A 25953-nucleotide genomic window follows, 5' to 3' on the forward strand; every position below is an offset into this window, starting at 1 on the left:
ATATAATTCAATTATTATGTATATAAGTAAGAAATTTATATTATTCTATGAAAAATACACTTTTATTTTTTAACGACAGATTATGTCTAGAAATCACAAAATAACAAAAAAACCCCTCCACCAATTGACACACTTTCCTATTGGATATGCATTATACTAGTCTCAACTTAAAAAAAGAGGTGAATTGTTTGGTTGTTTACGCCGACATTGTTTGGTTGTTAAACGCCTGCATTGATTTTCTTTTACTTTTATTAACAGCCACCGTGTTAAAAAAGAGAATCAAAAGATGGAGGCTTGTGTTAGGGGCATTTATAGGTTCAACTATTGTTATTTTCGCCTTTACGCCTTTTGCTTCTATGATGACACATCCAATTATGAAACTATTGTACTCGTTACTTATTGTGTATACAGCATTTGGGTTTTCAACATTTAGAAATTATACACAAACTGTTTTTACTTTCTATTTTGTAACCTTTATGGTTGGTGGAGGATTAATTGGAACGCATTACTTTTTGCAAACGAACGAAATGGTAAATGGGTTAGTTCAATCTAAATCAGTTTCTTACGGTGATCCAATTAGTTGGTTGTTTGTTATTTTTGGTTTTCCAGTAATTTATTATTTTTCTAAAAAGCGTATAGAAAGCGTAGAGGTCACAAAGATACACTATGATCAAATCGTGAAAGTGAAAATTCAATTAGCTGGAGAGGAACTAGAACTAGCAGGTCTAATTGATAGTGGGAACCAACTTTATGACCCGTTAACAAAAACACCCGTTATGATTATGCATATTTCATCATTAGAACATTGTTTGCCAACTTGGTTAACAGAACAAATTTATTCCAAAATAGAAATTCCTCAAATACCAGAAAATGATTTCGGATGGGCGACGAAACTGCGTTTAATTCCTTTCCGAGCAGTAGGAGTAGAGAATCAATTTTTATGGGCAATTAAGCCAGATTGTGTGCAAGTTTATCATGAAGGGAGTTTGGTTGTTGTAAACAAAGTACTGATTGGATTAAATACACAACAATTATCTACCAATGGAGAGTATCAATGCATTGTACATCCGAAAATGTTGATTTCGCAAAAGATGGTAATTGCTTAATTATGAGAGGCGGGATAATATGGTGAAATTTAAATTTTATTTGGTATACCTTTGGTATAAAGTATTGCTGAAATTAGGAATTAAGACCGATGAAATTTATTATATTGGCGGAAGTGAAGCGTTGCCACCGCCGTTAACGAAAGAAGAAGAGGCAGTTCTTTTGAATAAATTACCAAATGGAGATCAAGCTGCAAGGTCGATGCTTATTGAACGTAACCTACGGCTTGTTGTATATATAGCAAGAAAATTTGAAAATACAGGGATCAATATTGAGGATTTGATTAGTATAGGAACAATTGGTCTTATTAAGGCAGTGAATACATTTAATCCAGAAAAGAAAATAAAATTAGCAACATATGCATCTCGTTGTATAGAAAATGAGATTTTAATGCATTTGCGTCGAAATAATAAAAACCGTTCGGAAGTTTCTTTTGATGAACCGCTTAATATAGATTGGGATGGAAATGAACTGTTATTATCAGATGTTTTAGGTACAGATGATGACATTATTACAAAAGATTTAGAAGCTACTGTAGATCGTCATCTTTTAATGAAAGCATTGCATCAATTAAATGATCGTGAAAAACAAATTATGGAGCTACGGTTTGGGCTCGCTGGTGAAGAAGAAAAGACACAAAAAGACGTGGCTGATATGCTTGGAATTTCACAGTCTTATATTTCTCGTTTGGAAAAAAGAATTATAAAAAGATTGCGAAAAGAATTTAATAAAATGGTGTGAAGAATAAGACCAGCCTGGATCCAGGCTGGTCTTATTCTCTTTTGTTGCATTAGGAAATGTAACGTTTATGAAAAATGATGAGAAAAGCATATGCATAAAATCCCCTTCAAAGGAAATACTTTACACTGTACAGCAACTCCCGATAGGAGGGAACACTTTGACGAGAAACAAAGTAGAAATTTGCGGTGTTGATACAGCTAAACTTCCAGTACTAAAAAATGAAGAGATGCGTAAATTATTTCGTGAAATGCAAAGTGGAGAGATAAGCGCAAGAGAGAAATTAGTGAATGGAAACTTACGTCTTGTACTGAGCGTCATCCAAAGATTTAATAACAGAGGAGAATATGTTGATGATTTATTTCAAGTCGGCTGCATTGGACTTATGAAATCCATTGATAACTTTGATTTAGGCCAAAATGTTAAATTTTCAACGTATGCTGTGCCGATGATTATTGGGGAAATACGCAGATATTTGCGTGATAACAATCCAATTCGCGTATCTCGCTCATTACGCGATATTGCGTATAAAGCATTGCAAGTAAGAGAAAAGTTGATTGCTGAAAATTCAAAAGAACCAACAGCAATGGATATTGCGAAAGTTCTTGAAGTGACACATGAAGAGATTGTTTTTGCACTAGATGCGATTCAAGATCCGGTTTCATTATTTGAACCGATTTATAACGATGGAGGAGATCCTATCTTTGTTATGGATCAATTAAGTGATGAAAAACAAAAGGACGAGCAGTGGGTTGAAGAACTGGCGTTGAAAGAAGGAATGAAGCGTTTAAATGATCGTGAAAAAATGATTATTCGAAAACGTTTCTTCCAAGGAAAGACACAGATGGAAGTTGCCGAAGAAATTGGGATTTCTCAAGCGCAAGTATCACGTTTGGAGAAGTCTGCTATTAAGCAAATGAATAAGACGATTCAAGGATAAGGCTCTCACCAGTTATGGTGAGGCCTTTTTATATATAATATTTTGCGCTCATAGTAGAGTGGGTAGGTTCATATAATGAAAATAAAATGAATGTTCTATTAGTAGCGGTTATATACTGTTTATCCGCTTCAAAATTAGGCTGAAGTAAAAAGTTAGATGGAAGTGGGAACTGCCCGTAAAAGTCCGATTAGCATGGGTTAATAATCAGTAGGGATGGGGGAAATCCCGCTGATTAAGGTTTTACTTTATTTGAGAGCGTACTTACGATTCATGATATAAGGGAGAGGATGAATATGATACGGATTTCGGAGTTTCAAATGAAGGATGTTGTAAATGTTTCAGATGGAAAGAGGCTTGGGAATATTGGAGATATTGATATTGATATAGACACAGGAAAGATTAGGGCGGTTATTATTTCTAAGCAGGCACGAATGCTTGGACTCTTTGGGAAGGAAGTAGAATTAGTAATTCCATGGGAACAAATTATGAAAATTGGAGAAGATGTCATACTTGTAAAAGTAGATCATGTTAATTCTGTAACAGAATCAATACAAACACCGACAATTTCATAAAGAATATTACAAATTCCTCTTTTTTTTCTGTTGGCATTATGAAAAAATAAAAGTATGGTAAAATAGACAGGAAGTACCATGCTTTTTTCTGTTATTTTAATTAAAAGGAGCCCTTTATGAGAGAACCATTTAAATATGTGGACGGTATACTGTATATACAAGCGTGGAAAGAACTTGGAAACATTACTGCTGGATTTACGACAAAAGATGGTGGGGTAAGTACAGGCTCCTTTCATGCGATGAATTTAGGATTACATGTGAATGATAACGTGGAGAATGTTCATGAAAACAGACGCATTTTAGCGGATAAGTTACAAAAACCATTAGAAAAATGGATTTGTTCTGAACAAGTTCATGATCATCATGTTGAAAAAGTAGGGCAACAAGAAAAAGGAAAAGGCGTCTATTCATATGAAGACGGTATTCCAAAAACGGATGGCATTTATACAACTAATACAGATGTACTCTTAACATCTTGTTACGCGGATTGTGTTCCACTCTATTTTTATGCACCATCACATGGTATGATAGGACTTGCGCATGCTGGATGGAAAGGGACTGTAACAGAGATTGCGAAAGAAATGATTCAAAAGTGGAATGCAGAAGGTGTTTCAAGTGATGAGATTCATGTCGCAATTGGTCCTGCAATCGGATCGTGTTGTTATGTTGTTGATGATCGTGTATTAACAGCAGCACAGCAAGTAGTAAACGGATCTGTTCCTCATAAAGTAATTTCTGATGGTCAGTATGCAATTAATTTAAAAGAAGTTAATCGTATATTATGTGTACAAGCAGGCATAAAAGAAGAACATATTGTAATGTCATCTCTTTGTACAAGCTGTGAAGAACAATTATTTTTCTCTCATCGTCGTGATCAAGGTAAGACGGGGAGAATGTTGAGTTTCATAGGTTTTAAGGGGGAGTGAAGCAAGTGACAGTGCAAGGGAATTTAGCAGCTGTAAACGAAACAATTAAAGAATCTTGTGCACGAGCTGGACGTTCGATGAAAGATATTAAGCTCGTTGCAGTTACAAAAACTGTAGGAATTGAAAAAACAAGCGAAGTAATTGAAGCGGGAATTATTGATTTAGGTGAAAATAGAAATGAAGGTTTCTTACAAAAATACGAGCATTTCGGTTCAAAAGTGAATTGGCATTTTATTGGCTCATTGCAAACGAGAAAAGTAAAAGAAATCATTAATGAGATTGATTATTTACATTCATTAGATCGTCTCTCGCTTGCAAAAGAAATTCAAAAACGTGCTGATAAGAAAGTTAAATGCTTTATTCAAGTGAAAACATCATCTGAAGAATCAAAGCAAGGATTGGCGATAGAAGAAACAATTTCTTTTATTCAAAGTTTACAAGAATTGGATAAGATTGAAGTGGTAGGATTAATGACAATGGCTCCGTTTACAGGAGAAGAGGAAGAAATCCGTCGCTGCTTTAAGGAATTGCGAATGCTACAAACAGAGGTGCAGGAGCTAGAATTATTACATGCACCATGTAAAGAGTTATCAATGGGAATGTCAAATGATTACACGATTGCAATTGAGGAAGGCGCTACATATATTCGTTTGGGAACGGTTTTAGTAGGAAAAGCGTAAGAGGAAGGAGAAAGTTATTATGAGTTGGTCAAAAGTAAAATACTTCTTTTTTGACACACCGGAAGAAAAAGAAGCAGCTCAATATAGTTATGAAAAGGAGCAAACAGACATGAAAAAGCAACAAGATCCCCCAGAACAACAAGATGTTCCGTTTGCGAAAGTGCAACCGAAGCAAAATGTAGTGAGTATTGAAACAGCGAAGCAATCTTCAAAAGTTGTTTTACTAGAACCACGCACATATTCGGAAGCACAAGGCATTTCGGATCACTTAAAAGGTAGACGAGCTGTTGTAATTAATTTGCAAAGAATGTCTACAGATCAAGCTGTACGTATCGTTGACTTTTTAAGTGGTACTGTATACGCTATAGGCGGGGATATTCAAAAAATAGGCCCGAAAACATTTATGTGTACACCTGAAAATGTTGATATCGTTGGTGCGATTTCAGAGTTATTCGGTGAAGAAGAAGAGACAAATATAAAGAGGTGGTAATACGCCATGACAACAATTTTAACAGTGTTAGTTACTGCTATCGAGATTTACTCGTGGGCACTAATTATTTACATTCTCCTATCATGGTTTCCTGGAGCAAAGGAATCAGCTTTTGGAGATTTTCTTGCACGTATTTGTGAACCGTATTTAGAGCCGTTTAGGAGGTTTATTCCACCATTTGGTATGATTGATATTTCTCCACTTGTTGCTATTATTGCCTTGAAACTTGCTAGAGGTGGTTTAGTGAGTTTATTCAACTATTTTTTATAGTGTGAGGTTAAATACATGAGCATCTACGAGCATTTTAGACCTGATGAAGAGGTCTTTGTGGATAAAGTATTAGAGTGGAAACAGGCTGCTGAGTACCATCAAGTCAAGTTAACAGATTTTCTTGATCCAAGACAGCAACAAATTGTTTCTATGGTAATAGGGCAAGGAGATGTAGCTGTACGCTTTGATGGTGTGATGCCTGAATCCGAACGAAAAAGAGCACTAATTTATCCAGATTATCTAGAATTAAATGAAGAGGAATTTCAAGTAGAAGTATTAGAAATTGACTATCCTTCCAAGTTTTTCACGCTAGAACATAGGCAAATATTAGGTGCATTCATGTCGCTTGGTTTAACAAGGGAAAAATGTGGTGATATTTTGCTTCAAGAAGATCGTGCCCAAATTGCAGTTGCAAAAGAAGTTGTATCTTATATTGAAATGAACTTACAATCAATAGGGAAAATGAAAGTTACACTCTCTCCTATACAAGTAGAGAAAATATTGCAGGTAAGTGAAAAATGGGGAGAAAAATCTGGGACTGTTTCGTCACTGCGGCTAGATGTTTTATTAGCTGAAATGCTACATATATCTAGGCAGAAAGTACAACCTCTCATAAAAAATGGACTAGTAAAAGTCAATTGGAAAACAGTAGAGCAAACTTCTTATGAATGTTATCCAGGAGATGTTTATTCAGTGAGAGGGTATGGACGAAGTAAATTATTTTCTGTAGAAGGTAGAACAAAACGCGACAAATGGAGAATTTTGTATGGTATACTAAAATGATTGGTTTTTTAGAAGGAAATCCTCCTATTTTGTCGAAGAAAAGATATAATTGAAAGAGGAAATTTAGATAACTATTTGGAGGTGGCGTTGTGCCGTTAACACCATTAGACATTCATAACAAAGAATTTGGTCGCGGATTCCGTGGCTACGATGAAGATCAAGTAAATGAATTTCTTGATCAAATCATCAAAGATTATGAATTAGTCATTCGTGAGAAAAAAGCTTTAGAAGAAAAGGTTGCACAATTAGAAGGAAAGTTAGATCATTTTTCTAATATTGAAGACACGCTGAACAAATCTATCATTGTCGCACAAGAAGCTGCTGAAGAAGTGAAGCGTAATGCACAAAAAGAAGCGAAATTAATTGTACGTGAAGCTGAAAAGAATGCAGATCGTATCATTAACGAAGCGTTAGTGAAATCAAGAAAAGTTGCTTTTGATATTGAAGAGTTGAAGAAACAAGCGAAAGTATTCCGAACTCGTTTCCGTATGTTATTAGAAACACAACTTGAAATGTTAAACAACGATGATTGGGATAAACTAATTGAGTTAGAAGACGAAGTGGACGAGCTGTTGAAAAAAGAAGAAACAGTGTAAGCTTGACGTTTTTCTCATTATTACATATAATTTTAAACAACATATTTATTAAGAAAAACGAAGATAGGGATAAGTACCTTTTTCATACCTTATATAGCGAACTGAGGATAGTGTAAGCTCAGGATAAGGAGATAATGGGAATATCACCCTGGAGTTCCGCGCTGAACAAATTTAGTAAGCGTAGGCGTATATTCGCGTTAAGAATATAAAGAGGACCTTATGCATTTGTATATGGTCTACTAGGGTGGTACCGCGGGAGACTTTCTCGTCCCTTTTTGGGGATGAGAGGTCTCTTTTTTATTCCCTTTTTTAAGGTCTGTCGTTTATATATTTAAGGAGGAATTGAGCATGGAGTACAAAAATACATTACTAATGCCAAAAACAGAATTCCCGATGCGTGGGAATTTACCGAAACGTGAGCCTGCAATGCAAGAAAAATGGGCTGAAATGAATATTTATGAAAAAGTGCAAGAACATACGAAAGGTCGTCCTTTATTTGTATTGCATGATGGACCTCCATATGCGAATGGTGACATTCATATGGGACATGCATTAAATAAAGTATTAAAGGACTTTATTGTTCGCTATAAATCAATGACTGGTTTTAGTGCACCATATGTACCAGGTTGGGATACACACGGTTTACCGATTGAACAAGCTTTAACGAATAAAGGTGTAAAACGTAAAGAAATGACAGTTGCTGAGTTCCGTAAGTTATGCGCAGAGTATGCATATGAGCAAGTAGAACGTCAACGTGAACAATTTAAACGTCTAGGTGTACGTGCAGATTGGGATAATCCATATATTACTTTAGAGCCAGCTTATGAAGCACAACAAATTAAAGTGTTTGGTGATATGGCGAAAAAAGGTTATATCTATAAAGGGCAAAAACCAGTTTACTGGTCTCCAACGAGTGAATCAGCTTTAGCAGAAGCTGAAATTGAATATCAAGATAAAAAATCAGCATCTATTTACGTAGCATTCCCTGTAAAAGACGGAAAGAACGTATTAGAAGGCGATGAGAAATTCATTATCTGGACAACAACACCTTGGACATTACCAGCGAACTTAGGTATTTCTGTTCACCCAGAACTTGAATACAGCATCGTGAAAGTAAATAATGAAAAATATATTATTGCTTCTGAACTATTTGAGACAGTTGCAAAAACGTTAGAGTGGGAAAACGCTGAAGTTGTGAAAACGGTAAAAGGTAGCGAGCTTGAGTATACAGTTGCAAAACATCCATTCTACGATCGTGATTCATTAGTTATGCTAGGAGATCACGTAACAACAGATGCAGGTACAGGTTGTGTTCATACAGCACCAGGACACGGGGAAGATGACTTCATTGTTGGTAAAAAGTATGGCTTAGAAGTACTTTGCCCAGTTGACGATAAAGGTGTATTAACAGAGGAAGCACCTGGATTTGAAGGCTTATTCTATGATAAAGCTAACAAGCCAATTACAGAAAAATTAGAAGAAGTAGGCGCGTTACTGAAACTAACATTCATTACGCATTCATATCCACATGATTGGAGAACGAAAAAACCTATTATTTTCCGTGCGACAGCACAGTGGTTTGCATCTATTGAAGCATTCCGTAAAGAGTTATTAGAAGCTGTTGCGGAAACAAAATGGGTACCAGCATGGGGCGAAACTCGTCTTCATAACATGGTTCGTGACCGTGGTGACTGGTGTATTTCTCGTCAGCGTGCATGGGGTGTGCCAATTCCTGTATTCTATGCTGAGAATGGTGATCCAATTATTACGGATGAAACAATTAACCACGTAGCAGATTTATTCCGTGAACACGGTTCTAACGTATGGTTTGAGCGTGAAGCGAAAGATCTATTACCAGAAGGATTTACACATCCAGGTAGCCCAAATGGTGAATTCCGTAAAGAAACAGACATCATGGATGTATGGTTCGACTCAGGTTCTTCTCACCAAGCGGTATTAGAAGAGCGCGATGACTTACAACGTCCAGCTGATTTATATTTAGAAGGATCTGACCAATATCGTGGTTGGTTTAACTCTTCATTATCAACAGCAGTTGCTGTAACAGGTAAAGCGCCATATAAAGGCGTACTAAGCCATGGTTTCGTATTAGATGGTGAAGGACGTAAAATGAGTAAGTCGATTGGAAACATCGTCGTACCGAAGAAAATTATGGATCAATTAGGCGGAGACATTTTACGCTTATGGGTATCTTCTGTTGACTATCAATCTGACGTACGTATTTCGGATGATATTTTAAAACAAGTAGCAGAAGTGTATCGTAAAATCCGTAACACATTCCGTTTCTTATTAGGAAACTTAGACGACTTTAAGCCAAGTGAAAATACTGTGGCAACTGCTGAACTTCGTGAAGTAGATCGTTACATGTTAGTGAAATTAAATGACTTAATTACAAAAGTAAAAGAAGCATATGAAACATATGACTTCGCGGCAGTATATCACGCAATCCATAACTTCTGTACAATTGATTTAAGTTCATTCTACTTAGACTTTGCAAAAGACATTTTATACATTGAAGGTGCAAACCACGAAGATCGTCGTGCAATTCAAACTGTATTATATGATGTTCTTGTTGCATTAACAAAACTTGTAACACCAATCTTACCTCATACGGCTGATGAAGTATGGCCTTATATTCCTGGTGCAGAAGAAGAAAGCGTACAGTTAACTAATATGCCAGAAGTTGTAGAAGTAGATGGTGCTGAAGCGTTAAAAACAAAATGGGATGCATTTATGACGTTACGTGATGATGTATTAAAAGCTTTAGAAGTCGCTCGTAATGAAAAAGTAATTGGTAAGTCATTAAATGCAAGTATTACACTATATCCGACTGCAGAAATGAAAGCTATGTTAGAGTCTATTAGTGAAGACTTAAAGCAACTATTTATCGTTTCTGAGTATAAACTTGGTGGTATGATAGAAGAAGCGCCAGTAGAAGCGCCTAAGTATGAGCATACAGCGGTTGTTGTAGCTCAGGCAACGGGTGACACATGTGAACGTTGTTGGGTTGTTTCAGAAACAATTGGTAAAGATGCGGAACATGAAACATTATGTGAGCGTTGTGCAACGGTTGTTAAAGAAAACTATGTAAAATAATGAAAAAACTGACTGCTCATAATAGCAGTCAGTTTTTTGTTGATGGTATATCGAAATAATTTTCGCTCTCTTTCCTATGAAGGAAAAATGTGTGTGAGGTAAGCGTAGAAATTTCGGACACACTAATTGTACATTGCAGCTGGGAGGAATGTACACGTGAATGAAATTTATATGGAAATAAAAGAAGAATTGCAATTGATGAGAAAAGAGTTGCAAGATAGACTGGCGAAAGAAGTAATGCACACATACTATATGGAATTTGGGCAAGAACTTGGATACGAAATAAAGGAAGAGACAAAGAAAAAATTGCTATTACATGATATAAAAGAGGATTTAAAAGATGTAGAACGTGCATTGTTTAAAATGGAAATAGATATGTATGGTATTTGTGAAGAAACTGGAAGAGCGATTTCTACAAAACAAATGAAAACAATGCCGACTGCTCGTACTATTCATGAATTTTTCTATGAAAAGGTAAATGTATGAATACGCACAACGATATTATGTTACCTTTTTTTAATTTATTTTATTCTTCCGTAAAGGTTCATTGTGAAAAGATAGCAGCTATGCTAAAATTTTGAGGTACACTGTCTTTGTGGGGGAAATGAAAATGATATATTATGTAATAGCGTTATTTGTCATTGCCATCGATCAAATATCGAAGTGGCTAATTGTAAAGAACATGGAATTGGGTACGAGCATTCCGATTATCGATAATGTATTATACATAACATCACATCGAAATAGAGGAGCTGCCTGGGGTATTTTAGAAAATAAAATGTGGTTTTTCTACATTATTACAGTCATTTTCGTAGTATTTATCGTATTTTATATGAAAAAATATGCGAAAACGGACAAGCTTCTAGGTATTTCATTAGGTCTAATTTTAGGCGGAGCAATTGGCAATTTTATTGATCGTGTATTTAGACAAGAAGTAGTGGATTTCATTCACGTGTATATTTTCTCGTACAACTATCCAGTATTCAATATAGCTGACTCAGCATTATGTATTGGAGTTGTATTAATTATTATTCAAACAGTATTAGAAGGAAAGAAAACGAAGGAGTAATTGAATGAGTGAAGTAGTACAAGTAACAGTTGCAGAAGAACAAAAAAGCGAGCGAATTGATAAATTCGTTGCAGAAATAAACAGTGAATGGTCACGTTCACAAGTGCAGCAATGGATTAAAGATGATGTTGTGACAGTAAATGGGAAATCGGTTAAAGTGAATTACAAAGTAAAAGAAAATGATGAAATTACAGTAACAATTCCCGAGCCAGAAGAGTTAGATATTCAACCGGAAGATATGAATTTAGAAGTTTATTATGAAGATGCCGATGTACTAGTTGTAAATAAGCCGCGTGGCATGGTAGTACATCCAGCACCAGGGCATACGAAGGGTACGCTTGTAAACGGACTTATGCATCATTGTACAGACCTATCAGGTATTAACGGTGTAATGCGTCCTGGTATAGTACACCGTATTGATAAGGATACATCTGGATTATTAATGGTTGCTAAAAATGATATGGCGCACGAATCACTTGTCAATCAACTTGTAGCAAAAACAGTAACAAGACGCTATAAAGCGATTGTACATGGTGTAATTCCACACGATAAAGGAACAATTGATGCTCCAATTGGTCGTGATAAAAAAGAACGTCAAAGTATGACTGTTGATGAAAATGGTAAGAATGCAGTTACACATTTCCAAGTGTTAGAGCGATTTAAGAATTTCACACTTGTAGAATGCCGCTTAGAAACGGGACGTACACACCAAATTCGTGTTCATATGAAATATATTGGTTATCCACTTGCGGGGGATCCAAAGTATGGTCCGAAGAAAACATTAGATATGAATGGACAAGCACTTCATGCAGGGATTTTAGGTTTCAATCACCCTCGTACTGGTGAATATATTGAGTTTGAGGCACCGATTCCAGAAGTGTTTGAAGAAGCGCTAAATATTTTACGGAAATAGTATTGACAAATCATAAGAAAACTGAGATACTGACAACAGTTAAATAATGATCCTTTAACACAGCCCCGTGAGGTTGAGAAGGTAACGGTTTGAAATACTTAGGGTATGTTGTACCCTTTTTTCAAAAGTCCTCTCGCACACGCTGAGAGGACTTTTTTTATACCATTACTCTCACGCAAGAAAAAAGCTTGGAGGTGTAGAGCATGCAAGAGAAAGCTGTCGTTTTAGATGACCAAATGATTCGCCGCGCTTTAACACGAATTAGTCATGAAATCGTGGAACGAAATAAAGGTGTCGATAATTGTGTTCTTGTCGGAATAAAAACACGTGGAATTTTTATTGCACAACGTTTGGCAGAACGAATTGGTCAAATTGAAGGAAAAGAGATGGAAGTAGGAGAGTTAGATATTACGTTATATCGTGATGATTTAACACTACAATCGAAACATAAAGAACCACTTGTAAAAGGTTCTGATATTCCTGTAGATATTACGAAGAAAAAAGTTATCCTTGTGGATGATGTGTTATATACAGGAAGAACAGTTCGAGCAGCAATGGATGCTCTTATGGATTTAGGTAGACCATCACAAATCCAATTGGCTGTTCTTGTTGATAGAGGTCATCGTGAATTACCAATTCGCGCTGATTATGTAGGAAAGAACATTCCAACATCAAGTGAAGAGCGTATCGAAGTTGATTTGCAAGAGACAGATCAACAAGATCGAGTAAGCATATACGATAAGTAAAGCCCTTTTAAATGTAGTCCTGTGAGGCTGCCAAAGGGTCTTGGCTTTCATATGTCAAATTTGGCATACGAAAGTGTAGGACTCTTTGTGCACAGGCACAAAGAGTTTTTTTATTGCAAAAATTAAAACTGAAGGAGGATGTAACAATGGAGCAAAAGCCAGTGTTAGACATTCATGAAGTACCGAAACCGGGAAAATGGTTATTATTAAGTATACAACATTTGTTCGCGATGTTTGGATCAACAGTGCTTGTTCCGTTTTTAACAGGACTGAATCCATCAGTAGCTTTAATATCAAGTGGATTAGGAACGCTAGCGTTTCTTCTAATAACGAAAGGTCAAGTACCAGCATATTTAGGATCATCATTCGCCTTTATTGCACCAATTATTACAGCAAAAACAGCAGGTGGACCTGGAGCAGCGATGCTTGGAGGAATGCTTGCGGGACTTGTGTACATCTTAATCTCACTCGGAATTAAGAAATCTGGGTCAGAGTGGATTATGAGATTACTTCCGCCAATCGTAGTCGGACCAGTCGTAATGGTAATCGGTTTAGCTTTAGCACATACAGCAGTGAACATGGCGATGAACGGTGCGGATGGTAAGTATAGCATTACACACTTTTCAGTAGCATTAGTAACATTAGCAATTACAATCATTTGCTCCATATTCGGGAGAGGGTTTTTCAGTATCATACCAGTTCTACTTGGAATCATCGGCGGGTATATATTCGCTTACTTCCAAGGGTTAGTAGATTTGAAGCCAGTAGCTGAGGCAAAATGGTTTGTCATACCAGACTTCACAGTACCGTTTGTAACATATACTCCAGAGTTTTCATGGAAAATTGTACTCTTAATGGTACCAGTTGCACTTGTAACAATTTCAGAACATATCGGACATCAAATTGTACTTGGAAATGTTATTAAAAGAGATTTAATTGAAAAGCCAGGTTTACATCGTTCAATCTTCGGTGATGGGGTAGCGACATTGATTGCATCACTAATAGGAGGACCACCGAATACAACGTACGGTGAAAACATCGGTGTGCTAGCAATTACGAGAGCATACAGTGTATACTTATTCATCGGTTCAGCAGTGTTCGCAATCATGTTTGGATTTATCGGGAAGATTTCAGCACTGATTCATTCGATCCCAACACCGGTTATGGGTGGTGTATCAATCTTACTATTCGGTGTAATCGCATCAAGCGGTTTACGCATGATGGTAGATGATAAAACAGACTTAGGCGACAAACGAAACTTAATGATTGCATCAGTTATACTAGTAATCGGTATTGGCGGGGCGGTACTACACGTAGGTGAATCGTTCCAAGTAGAAGGAATGGCACTAGCAGCAATTGTAGGTGTACTATTAAATCTACTACTACCAGAAACAAAACAAGTAAAACATACAAAACAATCTAAGCAGATTGCTTCATAGAAATAACCTTTTAATTCAGTCCTGTGAGACAGAAAAGGGTGGCTACTTTAACGCACCCTAGTCTCAAAAGGCTAGGGTATTTTTATACAGTTATTGTTATATAAATTCAATGGTGTTATCATAAAAAACAGAAAGATGAGGGATGACGATGAGCCATTTGTTAACGATGAGTGAATTATCGGAACAAGAAATTTCAGAAATCCTAAAAGACGCAGAAGATTTTGCGAATGGAAAAGAGAGAAAAACGACAGAGCAAACATTTGTTGCGAACTTGTTCTTTGAGAATAGTACGAGGACGAGATTTAGCTTCGAAGTTGCTGAGAAGAGATTAGGACTTGAAGTATTAGACTTTTCAGCAGATTCATCTAGCGTACAAAAAGGAGAAACTTTATACGATACGATAAGAACACTGGAATCAATCGGAACAAAAGCGGTAGTCATCCGCCATGAGCAAGATCGTTACTTCGATGAATTAAAAGATCAGGTGAATATCCCAATCTTGAACGCTGGAGATGGATGTGGAAATCATCCAACGCAATGTCTACTCGATCTTCTAACAATTAAACAAGAGTTTGGAAGATTTGAAGGTTTGAAGATTGCAATAGTTGGGGATGTTCGTCATAGCCGAGTAGCACGTTCTAATGCAGAAGCATTAACGAAACTGGGCGCGACAATTTACTTTGCAAGCCCAGAAGATTGGAAAGATGAAGAGAACACATTTGGAACGTACAAGAGTTTAGATGAACTTGTTCCAGAAGTGGATGTGATGATGTTACTTCGTGTACAACATGAGCGTCATGACCATTATGAAACAGACATTATGAAAGAGTATCACGAGCAACATGGGTTAACAGTTGAAAGAGAAAAACGTATGAAAGAAGGAAGCATTATTATGCATCCAGCCCCTGTAAACCGTGATGTTGAAATTGCGAGTGAACTTGTAGAGTGTGAACGCTCACGCATATTTAAGCAAATGGAAAACGGGGTCTACGTAAGAATGGCTGTACTAAAACGCGCATTACCAAATGTATTAGGAGGAATGAAACATGAATTATTTGTTTAAAAACGGTCGTTATATGAATGAAGAAGGAAAAATTGTAGCAACAGATCTTCTCGTACAAGACGGTAAAATTGCGAAAGTAGCAGAAAATATTACGGCAGATAATGCTGAAGTAATCGATGTAAATGGAAAGTTAATCGCACCTGGATTAGTAGATGTACACGTTCATCTTCGTGAACCAGGTGGTGAACATAAAGAAACAATTGAAACAGGTACACTAGCAGCGGCAAAAGGCGGATTCACTACAATTTGCGCAATGCCAAATACCCGCCCAGTACCAGATTGCAGAGAACATATGGAAGACCTGCAAAAACGTATTCAAGAAAAAGCACATGTCAACGTACTACCATACGGAGCAATTACAGTACGCCAAGCAGGTTCTGAAATGACAGATTTCGAAACGTTAAAAGAACTTGGAGCATTTGCTTTCACTGATGACGGTGTAGGCGTACAAGATGCAAGTATGATGTTAGCTGCTATGAAGCGTGCAGCGAAACTGAATATGGCAGTAGTTGCACACTGTGAAGAAAATACACTTATTAATAAAGGTTGTGTACATGAAGGGAAGTTTTCTGAGAAACACGGATTAAACGGTATCCCATCAGTATGTGAATCTGTACATATTGCAAGGGATATCTTGCTTGCTGAAGCGGCAAATTGTCACTATCACGTATGTCACGTAAGTACGAAAGGATCTGTACGTGTAATCCGTGATGCAAAACGAGCTGGAATTAAAGTGACAGCAGAAGTAACACCGCATCACTTAGTATTATGTGAAGATGATATCCCATCAGCTGATCCAAACTTTAAAATGAACCCACCGCTTCGTGGAAAAGAAGATCACGCAGCGTTAATTGAAGGACTATTAGATGGAACAATCGATATGATCGCAACTGATCATGCACCGCATACAGCGGAAGAGAAAGCGCAAGGGATTGAAAGAGCACCGTTTGGAATTACTGGTTTTGAAACAGCATTCCCGCTTTTATATACGAACCTTGTGAAAAAAGGAATCATTACATTAGAGCAACTAATTCAATTCTTAACAGAAAAACCAGCTGACACATTCGGTTTAGAAGCAGGGCGCCTAACAGAAGGTAGAACAGCTGATATTACAATTATTGATTTAGAACAAGAAGAAGAAATTGATCCAACAACATTCTTATCAAAAGGGAAAAATACACCATTCGCAGGTTGGAAATGCCAAGGTTGGCCGGTTATGACAATCGTTGGTGGTAAGATCGCATGGCAAAAGGAGAGTGCATTAGTATGAAAAGACAACTTATCTTAGAAGATGGAACAGTATTAATTGGAAAAGGTTTCGGAGGAGAAATCGAAAAGTCAGGTGAGGTTGTATTTACAACTGGGATGACTGGATATCAAGAAACTTTATCTGATCCATCATACTGCGGTCAAATCGTAACATTTACGTATCCATTAATCGGAAACTACGGCATTAACCGTGATGATTTTGAATCAATTCACCCATCTGTAAATGGTTTAATCGTAAACGAAATTTGTGATCATCCATCAAACTTTCGTAATGAAATTTCGTTAAATGATTACTTGAAAGAAAGAAATATCCCAGGATTAGCAGGAATTGATACGAGAAAATTAACAAGAAAAATTCGTCAATATGGAACTTTACGCGGACGTCTTTGCAATATGGATGTGGATGTAGAGGACATCGTTAGCCAATTGAAAGCAACTGTCTTTACAGATCACGTGAAACGCGTATCAACAAAAGATCCATATCCAAGCCCAGGCCGTGGTCATCGTGTTGTACTTGTAGACTTCGGAATGAAACATGGTATTTTACGAGAATTAAATAAGCGTGACTGTGATGTAATTGTAGTACCTTACAATACATCAGCAGAAGAGATTTTACGCCTTAGCCCAGATGGAATTATGTTAAGTAATGGACCTGGAGATCCAAAAGATGTACCAGAAGCAATTGAAATGTTACAAGATATTATCGGTAAAGTTCCTTTATTCGGAATTTGCTTAGGACATCAATTGTTTGCTCTAGCATCTGGTGCAAATACAAGTAAGTTAAAATTCGGTCACCGTGGTTTAAATCATCCAGTAAAAAATCTTGCAACTGGAAAAGTAGCAATTACATCTCAAAACCATGGTTACGCAGTTGAAGAAGAATCAGTTGGAAATACAGAACTTGAAATTACACATGTTGCTTTAAATGACGGAACAGTAGAAGGTCTTCGTCATACGAAGTTCCCAGCATTTACAGTGCAATACCATCCAGAAGCTTCTGCAGGACCAGAAGATGCAAATGATTTATTCGAAGATTTCTTAGCAATGATTGAAAACTTCAAGAAAGAAGGGGAAGAGTTATGCCAAAACGCCTAGACATTAACACAATTTTAGTAATCGGATCAGGACCAATTGTAATTGGGCAAGCAGCAGAGTTTGATTACTCTGGTACACAAGCTTGTCAATCTCTTAGAGAAGAAGGTTACAAAGTAATCCTTGTTAACTCTAACCCAGCAACAATTATGACAGATACTGCAACAGCAGATAAAGTATATATAGAACCATTAACACTAGAATTCGTAAGCCGTATTATTCGTAAAGAACGCCCAGATGCAATCCTACCAACATTAGGTGGTCAAACAGGCCTGAATATGGCAGTTGAACTTGCGAAATCAGGCATACTTGAAGAGTGCGGAGTTGAAATTTTAGGAACAAAATTATCAGCAATCGAGCAAGCGGAGGATCGTGATTTATTCCGTACATTAATGCAGGAATTAAATGAACCAATTCCATCTAGTACGATTATTCATACGCTAGAAGAAGCACATGAATTTGTAAAAGAAATTGGTTATCCAGTTATTGTTCGCCCAGCATTTACAATGGGGGGAACAGGTGGCGGAATCTGTAGTAATGAAGAAGAACTAATTGAAATCGTATCAGGTGGATTAAAACATAGTCCAGTAACGCAATGTCTATTAGAAAAGAGTATTGCTGGTTGTAAGGAAATCGAATATGAAGTAATGCGTGATTCGAATGATAACGCAATTGTAGTATGTAACATGGAAAATATCGATCCAGTTGGGGTTCACACAGGTGATTCTATCGTTGTAGCACCGAGCCAAACATTAAGTGACCGTGAATATCAAATGTTACGAAACACTTCATTAAGAATTATTCGTGCATTAGGAATTGAAGGTGGATGTAACGTTCAGCTTGCACTTGATCCACATAGCTTCCAATACTATGTAATCGAAGTAAACCCACGTGTGAGTCGTTCGTCTGCACTAGCATCTAAAGCAACTGGATATCCAATTGCGAAGCTAGCGGCGAAAATTGCAGTCGGTTTAACATTAGATGAAATTGTAAACCCAGTAACACAAAAAACATACGCTTGCTTCGAGCCAGCATTAGACTATGTTGTTTCAAAAATTCCACGCTGGCCATTTGATAAGTTTGAATCAGCAAACAGAACACTTGGTACACAAATGAAGGCAACTGGTGAAGTTATGTCAATCGGACGTAACTTAGAACAATCATTACTAAAAGCGATTCGTTCTTTAGAGCTTGGCGTGTATCACCTAGAGTTAGAGCATTTAAAAGAGCTTGATAAAGAGACAATGAAAAAACGTATTATAAAAGCTGATGATGAGCGTCTGTTCGTTGTAGCAGAAGCGATCCGTCAAGGTGTAACGAAAGAAGAAATCAACGAATGGTGTGAAATGGACTTCTTCTTCTTACAAAAAGTTGAAAACATCGTAAACATGGAACGCGAAGTAAAAGCGAATGTAGGAAATATGGAAGTGTTACAATCTGCGAAAGAAATGGGCTTCAGTGACCATTACATTGCCAATGCTTGGAACAAAACAGAGCGCGAAATTTACGATATACGTAAAGAAAGCAATATGACTCCTGTGTATAAAATGGTAGATACTTGTGCGGCGGAGTTTGAATCTGCAACACCTTACTACTACAGCACATATGGTGACGAGAATGAATCGGTTATAACAGATCGTAAGAGTGTGGTTGTACTAGGGTCTGGTCCAATCCGTATCGGTCAAGGTGTTGAGTTTGACTACGCAACAGTTCACTCTGTATGGGCAATTAAAGAAGCTGGATATGAGGCAATCATTGTTAATAACAACCCAGAAACAGTTTCAACAGACTTCAGTATTTCTGACAAATTATACTTTGAACCACTAACAATAGAAGATGTAATGCACATCATTGATTTAGAAAAGCCAGAAGGTGTTATCGTTCAGTTCGGTGGACAAACGGCAATTAACTTAGCGGCGAAATTAGAAGAACACGGTGTGAAAATTTTAGGAACATCACTTGAAGATTTAGACCGTGCAGAAGATCGTGATAAATTCGAAGCTGCATTAACACAATTAGGTATCCCGCAACCAGTTGGTAAAACAGCAACAACTGTAGAACAAGCGGTAGCAATCGCTGACAAAATTGGTTACCCAGTATTAGTAAGACCATCTTACGTACTAGGTGGACGTGCGATGGAAATCGTATATCGTCAAGAAGAATTACTGCACTACATGAAAAACGCAGTTAAAGTTCACGCAGAGCATCCTGTATTAATCGACCGTTACATGGTTGGTAAAGAAATTGAAGTAGACGCAATTTCAGACGGTGAAAATGTATTCATTCCAGGTATTATGGAACATATTGAACGCGCTGGAGTTCACTCTGGTGATTCAATTGGAGTATATCCACCACAGAGCTTATCTGCAAAACTGAAAGAACAAATTATTGAACATACAATTGCACTTGGAAAAGGTTTAAACATCATTGGATTACTAAATATCCAGTTTGTAGTATTCAAAGATGAAGTGTACGTAATTGAAGTAAACCCACGTGCGAGCCGTACAGTACCATTCTTAAGTAAAATTACAGGCGTACCGATGGCGAATGTCGCGACGAAAGTAATTTTAGGCCAAAATCTTGTAGAACAAGGATATGGAACTGGCTATCACCCAGAAGAGAAAGAAGTGTATGTAAAAGCACCAGTATTCTCATTTGCGAAATTACGCTCAGTTGATACAACATTAGGACCTGAAATGAAGTCAACAGGGGAAGTAATGGGTAAAGACTTGACGCTTGAAAAAGCATTATATAAAGGACTTGTTGCTTCTGGAATTAACATTCCAACGCACGGATCAGTAATCATCACTGTAGCGGATAAAGATAAAGAAGAGGCGATGGAAATTGCAAAACGTTTCCACGAAATCGGCTATAACTTATTAGCAACAGCTGGAACAGCACAATCGTTAGCAGAGCAAAATATCCCAGTACAAGTTGTAAACAAAATTGATTCTGAAGACTATAACTTACTAGATATTATCCGTCAAGGAAAAGCACAGTTTGTAATCAATACATTAACAAAAGGCAAACAACCAGCGCGTGATGGTTTCCGCATTCGCCGTGAATCAGTAGAAAATGGTGTAGCTTGCTTAACATCACTTGATACAACGAGAGCAATCTTACGAGTATTAGAATCTATGACATTCTCAGCTCATTCAATGAAAGAAATTACGCAAACAAAGCGTCACGAGGTGGTACATGCATGATGCAAAAGCAAAATATGATCGTCGTTAATCAAAAAGAAATCGCAAAAAACATTTACGAATTAGTGCTTCAAGGAACTCTAGTACAGCAAATGAACGAACCAGGGCAGTTTGTACACATTAAGGTAGCAGAGGGCATTGCGCCCCTTCTGCGCCGCCCAATTAGTATTTGTAATGTCGATCAAGAGAAGAACGAATTTACAATGCTATATCGTGCGGAAGGACAAGGGACAAAAACATTAGCAACTAGAAAACAAGGTGAAATGGTAGACGTTCTAGGACCACTAGGACACGGTTTTCCTGTAGAAGAAGCGGAAGCTGGACAAACAGCTTTGCTAGTAGGCGGGGGAATTGGGGTACCACCACTTTATGAATTATCACAGCGCCTCGTTGCAAAAGGTGTACGTGTTATTCACATCTTAGGTTTTCAAACGAAAGATGTTGTTTTCTATGAAGAAAAATTCGCAGAACTTGGTGATACGTACGTTGCGACAGTAGACGGTACACACGGTACAAAAGGGTTTGTCACAGATGTAATTGATAATTACGGAATTGACTTTGACATTCTTTATTCATGTGGTCCGTTAGCGATGCTTCGTGCATTAGAAGGACGTTATAAAGAGAAAAAAGCCTATATTTCATTAGAAGAACGCATGGGTTGTGGTATTGGAGCTTGTTTCGCATGTGTATGCCACTTACAAGAAGATCCAAGTGGACATTCTTACAAGAAGGTGTGTAGCGACGGACCAGTATTTCCAATCGGGGAGGTTGTATTATGAACAGATTGCAAGTTGAATTACCAGGGTTATCATTAAAAAATCCAATCATCCCAGCATCTGGTTGCTTCGGATTTGGTCGTGAGTATGCACAGTTTTATGATTTAAGTGTACTTGGATCAATTATGATTAAAGCGACGACAGAACAACCTCGTTATGGAAATCCAACGCCTCGTGTTGCTGAAACACCAGGTGGAATGCTAAATGCAATAGGGCTTCAAAATCCTGGATTAGAAAAGGTAATGAATTCTGAATTACCTTTTCTCGAACAATTTGATCTTCCGATTATTGCAAACGTCGCTGGTTCACAAGCTGAAGATTACGTAGCGGTTGCGAAGGAAATTTCAAAAGCACCTAATGTTCATGCACTAGAATTAAATATTTCTTGTCCAAACGTCAAAACAGGTGGTATCGCCTTTGGTACAAATCCTGAAATTGCTGCTGATTTAACGAAGCGAGTAAAAGAGGTTTCTGAAGTACCTGTATACGTGAAGTTGTCACCGAACGTGGCAAACATTGTGGAGATTGCAAAAGCGATTGAAAATGCAGGTGCAGACGGTTTAACGATGATTAATACATTGCTTGGTATGCGTCTAGATTTAAAAACAGCTAAACCAATTTTAGCAAACCGTACAGGTGGATTATCAGGTCCTGCGATTAAGCCAGTAGCAATTCGTATGGTACATGAAGTAAGTCAAGCGGTTAACATTCCGATTATCGGAATGGGTGGTATTGAAACAGCGGAAGATGTAATTGAATTCTTCTATGCTGGTGCAAGCGCGGTTGCAGTAGGTACAGCGAACTTTATCGATCCGTTCGTATGTCCGACAATTATTGAAGAATTACCAGCATTACTAGATGAATTAGGATTTGATCACATTTCGGAATGTCAAGGAAGGAGCTGGAAGTAAGTATGTCACAGTCGCTAATTGTTGCACTAGATTTTCCAGGGAAACAAGAGGTAGAACAATTCTTACATCACTTTGAAGGGGAAGAGTTATTTGTCAAAGTTGGTATGGAGTTATTTTACAAAGAGGGTCCTGCAATTATTACGTACTTAAAAGAAAAAGGACATAAGATTTTTCTAGATTTAAAACTTCATGATATTCCGAATACAGTAAAAAGCGCTATGCGTAGCCTAGCTAGTCTAGATGTAGATATGGTAAATGTTCATGCTGCTGGGGGAAGTAGTATGATGAAAGCTGCGATTGAGGGATTAGAGGAAGGTAAGCAAGAAGGAAAAGAGAGACCGATTTGTATTGCAGTTACACAACTAACAAGCACTTCGGAAGCTATGATGAAAAAAGAGATCGGCATCGAGAAAACGTTAGAAGAAGCGGTTGCTCATTATGCAAAATTAACGAAAGAAAGTGGACTTGATGGAGTTGTTTGTTCAACACTTGAAGTTCCGAAATTACGTGAAGTATGCGGAAATGAATTTGTAACAGTAACACCGGGGATTCGTCTTGCAAGCGATGATGTGAATGACCAAGTGCGCGTTGCAACACCGAAACGTGCGAGGGAACTTGGTTCAAGCTACATCGTAGTAGGACGTAGTATTACAAAAGCAGAAAATCCGCTTGAAGCGTATAAAACAGTAAAACAACAGTGGGAAGGTGTAACAGTATGAAAAAAGAAATCGCATCGCATTTATTAGAAATTGGAGCAGTATTTTTACAACCGAATGATCCATTCACATGGTCTTCTGGTATGAAATCACCAATTTATTGTGATAACCGTTTAACTTTATCTTATCCAAAAGTACGTCAAGCGATTGCAGCTGGATTAGAAGAGTTAATTAAAGAGCACTTCCCAACTGTAGAAGTTATTGCAGGAACTGCAACTGCTGGTATTGCGCACGCTGCATGGGTAAGTGATCGTATGGATTTACCAATGTGCTACGTACGTAGTAAAGCAAAAGGTCACGGTAAAGGGAATCAAATCGAAGGAAAAGCTGAAAAAGGTCAAAAAGTAGTAGTAGTAGAAGATTTAATTTCAACTGGCGGTAGTGCAATTACATGTGTAGAGGCACTTCGCGAAGCTGGTTGTGAAGTATTAGGAATCGTATCAATCTTCACATACGAGCTTGAGTCAGGAAAAGAGAAACTAGAAGCAGCAAACGTAGCATCATATTCTTTAAGTGATTACAGTGCATTAACTGAAGTTGCAGCAGAAAAAGGTATGATCGGACAAGCTGAAACGAAAAAATTACAAGAGTGGCGTAAAAATCCAGCTGACGAAGCTTGGGTTACAGCGTAACACGAAAAAAGACGACTGCGTGGGGAAACGCAGTCGTCTTTTTTTATAAAAAATAGTAATGGTCATCATTAGTTACTACTTTGATAATATTCATACCCTCTTACAAACAATAGAGTCATATAAGAAACGATAAATGAGAAGATGCTGTACATACCGACCCAAAAGAAAAATTTTGGAGTAAAGGCGATAACACCTATTATTAAAAAACTAGCAAACGTTACAATCGGCATTACGTAATACGTTTTTGTTCTACGTGTTCCAATAACAGAAACGATAAAGATAAGTAATGGACAAAGAAATAAGAAGAAAATCAATTCATTCATAGTTATGTCCCCTTTTCTAATTGAAGTAATCTGTTTCTCGTAAACGTTTTAAAAGAATTACTCTCCTAATATAATTTCGCTAAGTAATAACGAATCCCTTTTGAAAGTCAGTACATTATGATGAATCTTACAATAAAAAACGTAAGCAAGAGAATATTTGCTTACGTTATAGGATAAACATCGCAACGATCGTGGTGACGATTAAGCCGATGATAACTGGTAAAAAATTGCGGCGTGCAAGTTCAAATGGATCTACTTTACAAATAGCAGCGGCAGGAATAAGGGCCCAAGGAATTAACGTTCCGCCCCCGGTCCATATGGCAGCGATTTGCCCGAGTGCTGTTAATGTAGCTGTTCCATGCCCAAGTGCTGTTCCGAAAAGGTTTGCAATCGAACCCGCAAGCGAAATACCCGAAAAACCGGATCCATCTAAACCGGTAATGACACCAACGATAGTTAAAGTTCCTGCTGATACATATTGATTTAAAGGAACAGTTTGAGATAAGGCGATTCCTAAGTCATTAATGATTCCGTGTGAACCTTTCGGTAAATAGTCTCCAATAATTTTTACAAATCCACTATCCCCTAAATAAAAAAGTGCAGCAATCGGAATAACTGGACCAAAAATTTTAAACCCAAATTGGAGCCCTTCTATAAAATAATCGGTCGTTTTATTTAGGCCATTTTCTTTGTAGGCGATGAGAGAAATGATGATAATCATAATAACTGTCGTTCCGCCGATAAGTGCAGTCGCATCGCTTCCTTGTAGTTTAAACTGAATCATGCAGAGGATATCGATGGCATATATGATAGGGATACATATGGCAAGCCATTTTTTTATGCGAGGAGATAATAAAATAGTAGTTTTAGATGGTTCAGTTGATGAAGAAGAGTCTTGCGACGATAATCCTGTATGAAATTCTTTTCGTAAGAAGAAAAAAGCGACAGAAGTTGTAACAACGCCCATGACTATAACGAGGGGAATACTTGCAGATACGACGCTAGAAACAGGAAGCCCAGCGGCGTCTGCGGTTAATTTTGGTGCACCTTGAATAACGAAGTCACCAGATAAGGCGATGCCGTGTCCGAATAAGTTCATAGCAATTGCGACTCCAATTGGCGGAAGACCGACGCGTACAGCGACAGGTAATAAAATAGCTCCCATTAAAGCGACAGCCGGAGAGGGCCAGAAGAAAAAGGAAATTGTCATCATTAAAAGACCGATAATCCAGTAGGCATGTGTAGGAGTACGAATCATCTTTGTAAATGGTGAAATCATCGTATCATTTATGCCGGTATGAACGAGTAGATTGCTCATCGATACGATAATGGAAATGATTAATATAGTTGGTAATAGTTCAGTAATGGCGTAAATGAAACTTTGAAAAATACCGCTAATGGCAAGAGGGATAGAACTTGTTGCGGTTAGTGCTAACAAAAAGATAAAAACAATACAAATGATCGTCGTATCTTTTCGAAGAATAAAAAAGGTAATGATAGTTAGTAAACAAAGAATATAGAGAGCATGTAAAAGCGTTAATTCAACTCCCATAACATTCACATCCTTTAGGCATTCGTGTAGTTCATT

Annotated in this window: 26 protein-coding genes and 1 other annotated feature; of the genes, 24 read left to right on the forward strand and 2 right to left on the reverse strand. The window is 37.5% G+C overall.

Annotated features, from left to right (window positions below):
* Positions 1-188 precede the first annotated feature (188 nt).
* The 24 genes from spoIIGA (at position 189) to pyrE (ending at position 24042) form a co-directional block, all read left to right on the forward strand.
* Complete coding sequence (spoIIGA, locus tag KI356_RS01170; protein ID WP_128281165.1) at positions 189-1106, forward strand: sigma-E processing peptidase SpoIIGA; 918 nt, start codon at positions 189-191, stop codon at positions 1104-1106.
* Positions 1107-1125: 19 nt separating this feature from the next.
* Positions 1126-1845, forward strand: coding sequence for an RNA polymerase sporulation sigma factor SigE (gene sigE / locus KI356_RS01175; RefSeq protein ID WP_002121888.1), 720 nt, complete (start codon positions 1126-1128; stop codon positions 1843-1845).
* A gap of 157 nt (positions 1846-2002) precedes the next feature.
* Positions 2003-2782, forward strand: a complete 780-nt coding sequence (sigG, locus tag KI356_RS01180) for an RNA polymerase sporulation sigma factor SigG (protein ID WP_000197755.1) — start codon at positions 2003-2005, stop codon at positions 2780-2782.
* 293 nt (positions 2783-3075) lie between these two features.
* Positions 3076-3354 carry a YlmC/YmxH family sporulation protein gene (locus tag KI356_RS01185; RefSeq protein WP_033711972.1) on the forward strand — a complete coding sequence of 93 codons (279 nt, stop codon included), beginning with the start codon at positions 3076-3078 and terminating at the stop codon, positions 3352-3354.
* A 116-nt stretch (positions 3355-3470) separates the two neighbouring features.
* Entirely contained in the window at positions 3471-4280 is an 810-nt protein-coding gene (pgeF, locus tag KI356_RS01190; RefSeq protein WP_128281166.1) for a peptidoglycan editing factor PgeF, read from the forward strand.
* 5 nt (positions 4281-4285) lie between these two features.
* Positions 4286-4960 carry a YggS family pyridoxal phosphate-dependent enzyme gene (locus KI356_RS01195; protein ID WP_002121881.1) on the forward strand — a complete coding sequence of 225 codons (675 nt, stop codon included), beginning with the start codon at positions 4286-4288 and terminating at the stop codon, positions 4958-4960.
* Positions 4961-4979: 19 nt separating this feature from the next.
* Positions 4980-5450 carry a cell division protein SepF gene (locus KI356_RS01200; RefSeq protein WP_002014721.1) on the forward strand — a complete coding sequence of 157 codons (471 nt, stop codon included), beginning with the start codon at positions 4980-4982 and terminating at the stop codon, positions 5448-5450.
* A 6-nt stretch (positions 5451-5456) separates the two neighbouring features.
* Positions 5457-5720 carry a YggT family protein gene (locus KI356_RS01205; protein WP_002121879.1) on the forward strand — a complete coding sequence of 88 codons (264 nt, stop codon included), beginning with the start codon at positions 5457-5459 and terminating at the stop codon, positions 5718-5720.
* 15 nt (positions 5721-5735) lie between these two features.
* Entirely contained in the window at positions 5736-6503 is a 768-nt protein-coding gene (locus tag KI356_RS01210; protein WP_128281167.1) for a YlmH family RNA-binding protein, read from the forward strand.
* Between the two features lie 89 nt (positions 6504-6592).
* The gene (gene divIVA, locus KI356_RS01215; RefSeq protein ID WP_001131609.1) at positions 6593-7099 is read left to right on the forward strand and encodes a septum site-determining protein DivIVA; all 507 of its coding nucleotides are present in this window, start codon (positions 6593-6595) and stop codon (positions 7097-7099) included.
* Between the two features lie 51 nt (positions 7100-7150).
* Positions 7151-7375, forward strand: a binding site (T-box leader).
* 72 nt (positions 7376-7447) lie between these two features.
* On the forward strand, positions 7448-10213 hold the full coding sequence (gene ileS2, locus KI356_RS01220; protein WP_128281168.1) for an isoleucine--tRNA ligase: 2766 nt from the start codon (positions 7448-7450) through the stop codon (positions 10211-10213).
* A 156-nt stretch (positions 10214-10369) separates the two neighbouring features.
* A complete protein-coding gene (locus KI356_RS01225; RefSeq protein ID WP_002014715.1) occupies positions 10370-10699 on the forward strand; it encodes a TraR/DksA C4-type zinc finger protein in 330 nt (109 codons plus the stop codon).
* A gap of 124 nt (positions 10700-10823) precedes the next feature.
* Positions 10824-11282, forward strand: coding sequence for a lipoprotein signal peptidase LspA (gene lspA / locus KI356_RS01230; protein WP_002111421.1), 459 nt, complete (start codon positions 10824-10826; stop codon positions 11280-11282).
* A 4-nt stretch (positions 11283-11286) separates the two neighbouring features.
* Positions 11287-12195 carry an RluA family pseudouridine synthase gene (locus KI356_RS01235; RefSeq protein WP_212934616.1) on the forward strand — a complete coding sequence of 303 codons (909 nt, stop codon included), beginning with the start codon at positions 11287-11289 and terminating at the stop codon, positions 12193-12195.
* Between the two features lie 203 nt (positions 12196-12398).
* Positions 12399-12941, forward strand: coding sequence for a bifunctional pyrimidine operon transcriptional regulator/uracil phosphoribosyltransferase (pyrR, locus tag KI356_RS01240; protein ID WP_001156489.1), 543 nt, complete (start codon positions 12399-12401; stop codon positions 12939-12941).
* 146 nt (positions 12942-13087) lie between these two features.
* On the forward strand, positions 13088-14380 hold the full coding sequence (uraA, locus tag KI356_RS01245) for a uracil permease (RefSeq protein ID WP_002121868.1): 1293 nt from the start codon (positions 13088-13090) through the stop codon (positions 14378-14380).
* 148 nt (positions 14381-14528) lie between these two features.
* Positions 14529-15443, forward strand: a complete 915-nt coding sequence (gene pyrB, locus KI356_RS01250) for an aspartate carbamoyltransferase (protein WP_002121866.1) — start codon at positions 14529-14531, stop codon at positions 15441-15443.
* On the forward strand, positions 15427-16713 hold the full coding sequence (gene pyrC / locus KI356_RS01255; protein ID WP_128281170.1) for a dihydroorotase: 1287 nt from the start codon (positions 15427-15429) through the stop codon (positions 16711-16713). Before pyrB ends, pyrC begins: the two co-directional genes overlap by 17 nt.
* On the forward strand, positions 16710-17807 hold the full coding sequence (locus KI356_RS01260; protein WP_128281171.1) for a carbamoyl phosphate synthase small subunit: 1098 nt from the start codon (positions 16710-16712) through the stop codon (positions 17805-17807). Before pyrC ends, KI356_RS01260 begins: the two co-directional genes overlap by 4 nt.
* Positions 17792-21010, forward strand: coding sequence for a carbamoyl-phosphate synthase large subunit (carB, locus tag KI356_RS01265; protein ID WP_128281172.1), 3219 nt, complete (start codon positions 17792-17794; stop codon positions 21008-21010). The genes KI356_RS01260 and carB overlap by 16 nt, the downstream gene beginning before the upstream one ends.
* The gene (gene pyrK / locus KI356_RS01270) at positions 21007-21786 is read left to right on the forward strand and encodes a dihydroorotate oxidase B electron transfer subunit (protein ID WP_000983359.1); all 780 of its coding nucleotides are present in this window, start codon (positions 21007-21009) and stop codon (positions 21784-21786) included. Before carB ends, pyrK begins: the two co-directional genes overlap by 4 nt.
* The gene (gene pyrD, locus KI356_RS01275; protein ID WP_002121858.1) at positions 21783-22694 is read left to right on the forward strand and encodes a dihydroorotate oxidase B catalytic subunit; all 912 of its coding nucleotides are present in this window, start codon (positions 21783-21785) and stop codon (positions 22692-22694) included. The genes pyrK and pyrD overlap by 4 nt, the downstream gene beginning before the upstream one ends.
* 2 nt (positions 22695-22696) lie before the next feature.
* The gene (gene pyrF, locus KI356_RS01280; protein ID WP_000083510.1) at positions 22697-23413 is read left to right on the forward strand and encodes an orotidine-5'-phosphate decarboxylase; all 717 of its coding nucleotides are present in this window, start codon (positions 22697-22699) and stop codon (positions 23411-23413) included.
* Positions 23410-24042, forward strand: coding sequence for an orotate phosphoribosyltransferase (pyrE, locus tag KI356_RS01285; protein ID WP_000711455.1), 633 nt, complete (start codon positions 23410-23412; stop codon positions 24040-24042). Before pyrF ends, pyrE begins: the two co-directional genes overlap by 4 nt.
* 68 nt (positions 24043-24110) lie before the next feature.
* On the opposite strand, the gene KI356_RS01290 is transcribed toward pyrE, so the two are convergent.
* Positions 24111-24365, reverse strand: coding sequence for a YbeF family protein (locus KI356_RS01290; RefSeq protein ID WP_212934617.1), 255 nt, complete (start codon positions 24363-24365; stop codon positions 24111-24113).
* 166 nt (positions 24366-24531) lie between these two features.
* Positions 24532-25917, reverse strand: a complete 1386-nt coding sequence (locus KI356_RS01295) for a hypothetical protein (protein ID WP_212934618.1) — start codon at positions 25915-25917, stop codon at positions 24532-24534.
* Positions 25918-25953: the final 36 nt, after the last annotated feature.

Origin of the sequence: Bacillus hominis, from assembly GCF_018332515.1 — a bacterium.
GTDB classification, from domain to species: domain Bacteria; phylum Bacillota; class Bacilli; order Bacillales; family Bacillaceae_G; genus Bacillus_A; species Bacillus_A hominis.

Excerpts from the sequence above, each read along its gene's own strand:
- sigE (WP_002121888.1), top strand. The coding sequence starts at position 1,126 with ATGGTGAAATTTAAATTTTATTTGGTATACCTTTGGTATAAAGTATTG.
- KI356_RS01185 (WP_033711972.1), top strand. The coding sequence starts at position 3,076 with ATGATACGGATTTCGGAGTTTCAAATGAAGGATGTTGTAAATGTTTCA.
- pgeF (WP_128281166.1), top strand. The coding sequence starts at position 3,471 with ATGAGAGAACCATTTAAATATGTGGACGGTATACTGTATATACAAGCG.
- KI356_RS01200 (WP_002014721.1), top strand. The coding sequence starts at position 4,980 with ATGAGTTGGTCAAAAGTAAAATACTTCTTTTTTGACACACCGGAAGAA.
- KI356_RS01205 (WP_002121879.1), top strand. The coding sequence starts at position 5,457 with ATGACAACAATTTTAACAGTGTTAGTTACTGCTATCGAGATTTACTCG.
- KI356_RS01210 (WP_128281167.1), top strand. The coding sequence starts at position 5,736 with ATGAGCATCTACGAGCATTTTAGACCTGATGAAGAGGTCTTTGTGGAT.
- ileS2 (WP_128281168.1), top strand. The coding sequence starts at position 7,448 with ATGGAGTACAAAAATACATTACTAATGCCAAAAACAGAATTCCCGATG.
- lspA (WP_002111421.1), top strand. The coding sequence starts at position 10,824 with ATGATATATTATGTAATAGCGTTATTTGTCATTGCCATCGATCAAATA.
- KI356_RS01235 (WP_212934616.1), top strand. The coding sequence starts at position 11,287 with ATGAGTGAAGTAGTACAAGTAACAGTTGCAGAAGAACAAAAAAGCGAG.
- pyrR (WP_001156489.1), top strand. The coding sequence starts at position 12,399 with ATGCAAGAGAAAGCTGTCGTTTTAGATGACCAAATGATTCGCCGCGCT.
- uraA (WP_002121868.1), top strand. The coding sequence starts at position 13,088 with ATGGAGCAAAAGCCAGTGTTAGACATTCATGAAGTACCGAAACCGGGA.
- pyrB (WP_002121866.1), top strand. The coding sequence starts at position 14,529 with ATGAGCCATTTGTTAACGATGAGTGAATTATCGGAACAAGAAATTTCA.
- pyrC (WP_128281170.1), top strand. The coding sequence starts at position 15,427 with ATGAATTATTTGTTTAAAAACGGTCGTTATATGAATGAAGAAGGAAAA.
- KI356_RS01260 (WP_128281171.1), top strand. The coding sequence starts at position 16,710 with ATGAAAAGACAACTTATCTTAGAAGATGGAACAGTATTAATTGGAAAA.
- carB (WP_128281172.1), top strand. The coding sequence starts at position 17,792 with ATGCCAAAACGCCTAGACATTAACACAATTTTAGTAATCGGATCAGGA.
- pyrK (WP_000983359.1), top strand. The coding sequence starts at position 21,007 with ATGATGCAAAAGCAAAATATGATCGTCGTTAATCAAAAAGAAATCGCA.
- pyrD (WP_002121858.1), top strand. The coding sequence starts at position 21,783 with ATGAACAGATTGCAAGTTGAATTACCAGGGTTATCATTAAAAAATCCA.
- pyrF (WP_000083510.1), top strand. The coding sequence starts at position 22,697 with ATGTCACAGTCGCTAATTGTTGCACTAGATTTTCCAGGGAAACAAGAG.
- pyrE (WP_000711455.1), top strand. The coding sequence starts at position 23,410 with ATGAAAAAAGAAATCGCATCGCATTTATTAGAAATTGGAGCAGTATTT.
- KI356_RS01290 (WP_212934617.1), bottom strand. The coding sequence starts at position 24,365 with ATGAATGAATTGATTTTCTTCTTATTTCTTTGTCCATTACTTATCTTT.
- KI356_RS01295 (WP_212934618.1), bottom strand. The coding sequence starts at position 25,917 with ATGGGAGTTGAATTAACGCTTTTACATGCTCTCTATATTCTTTGTTTA.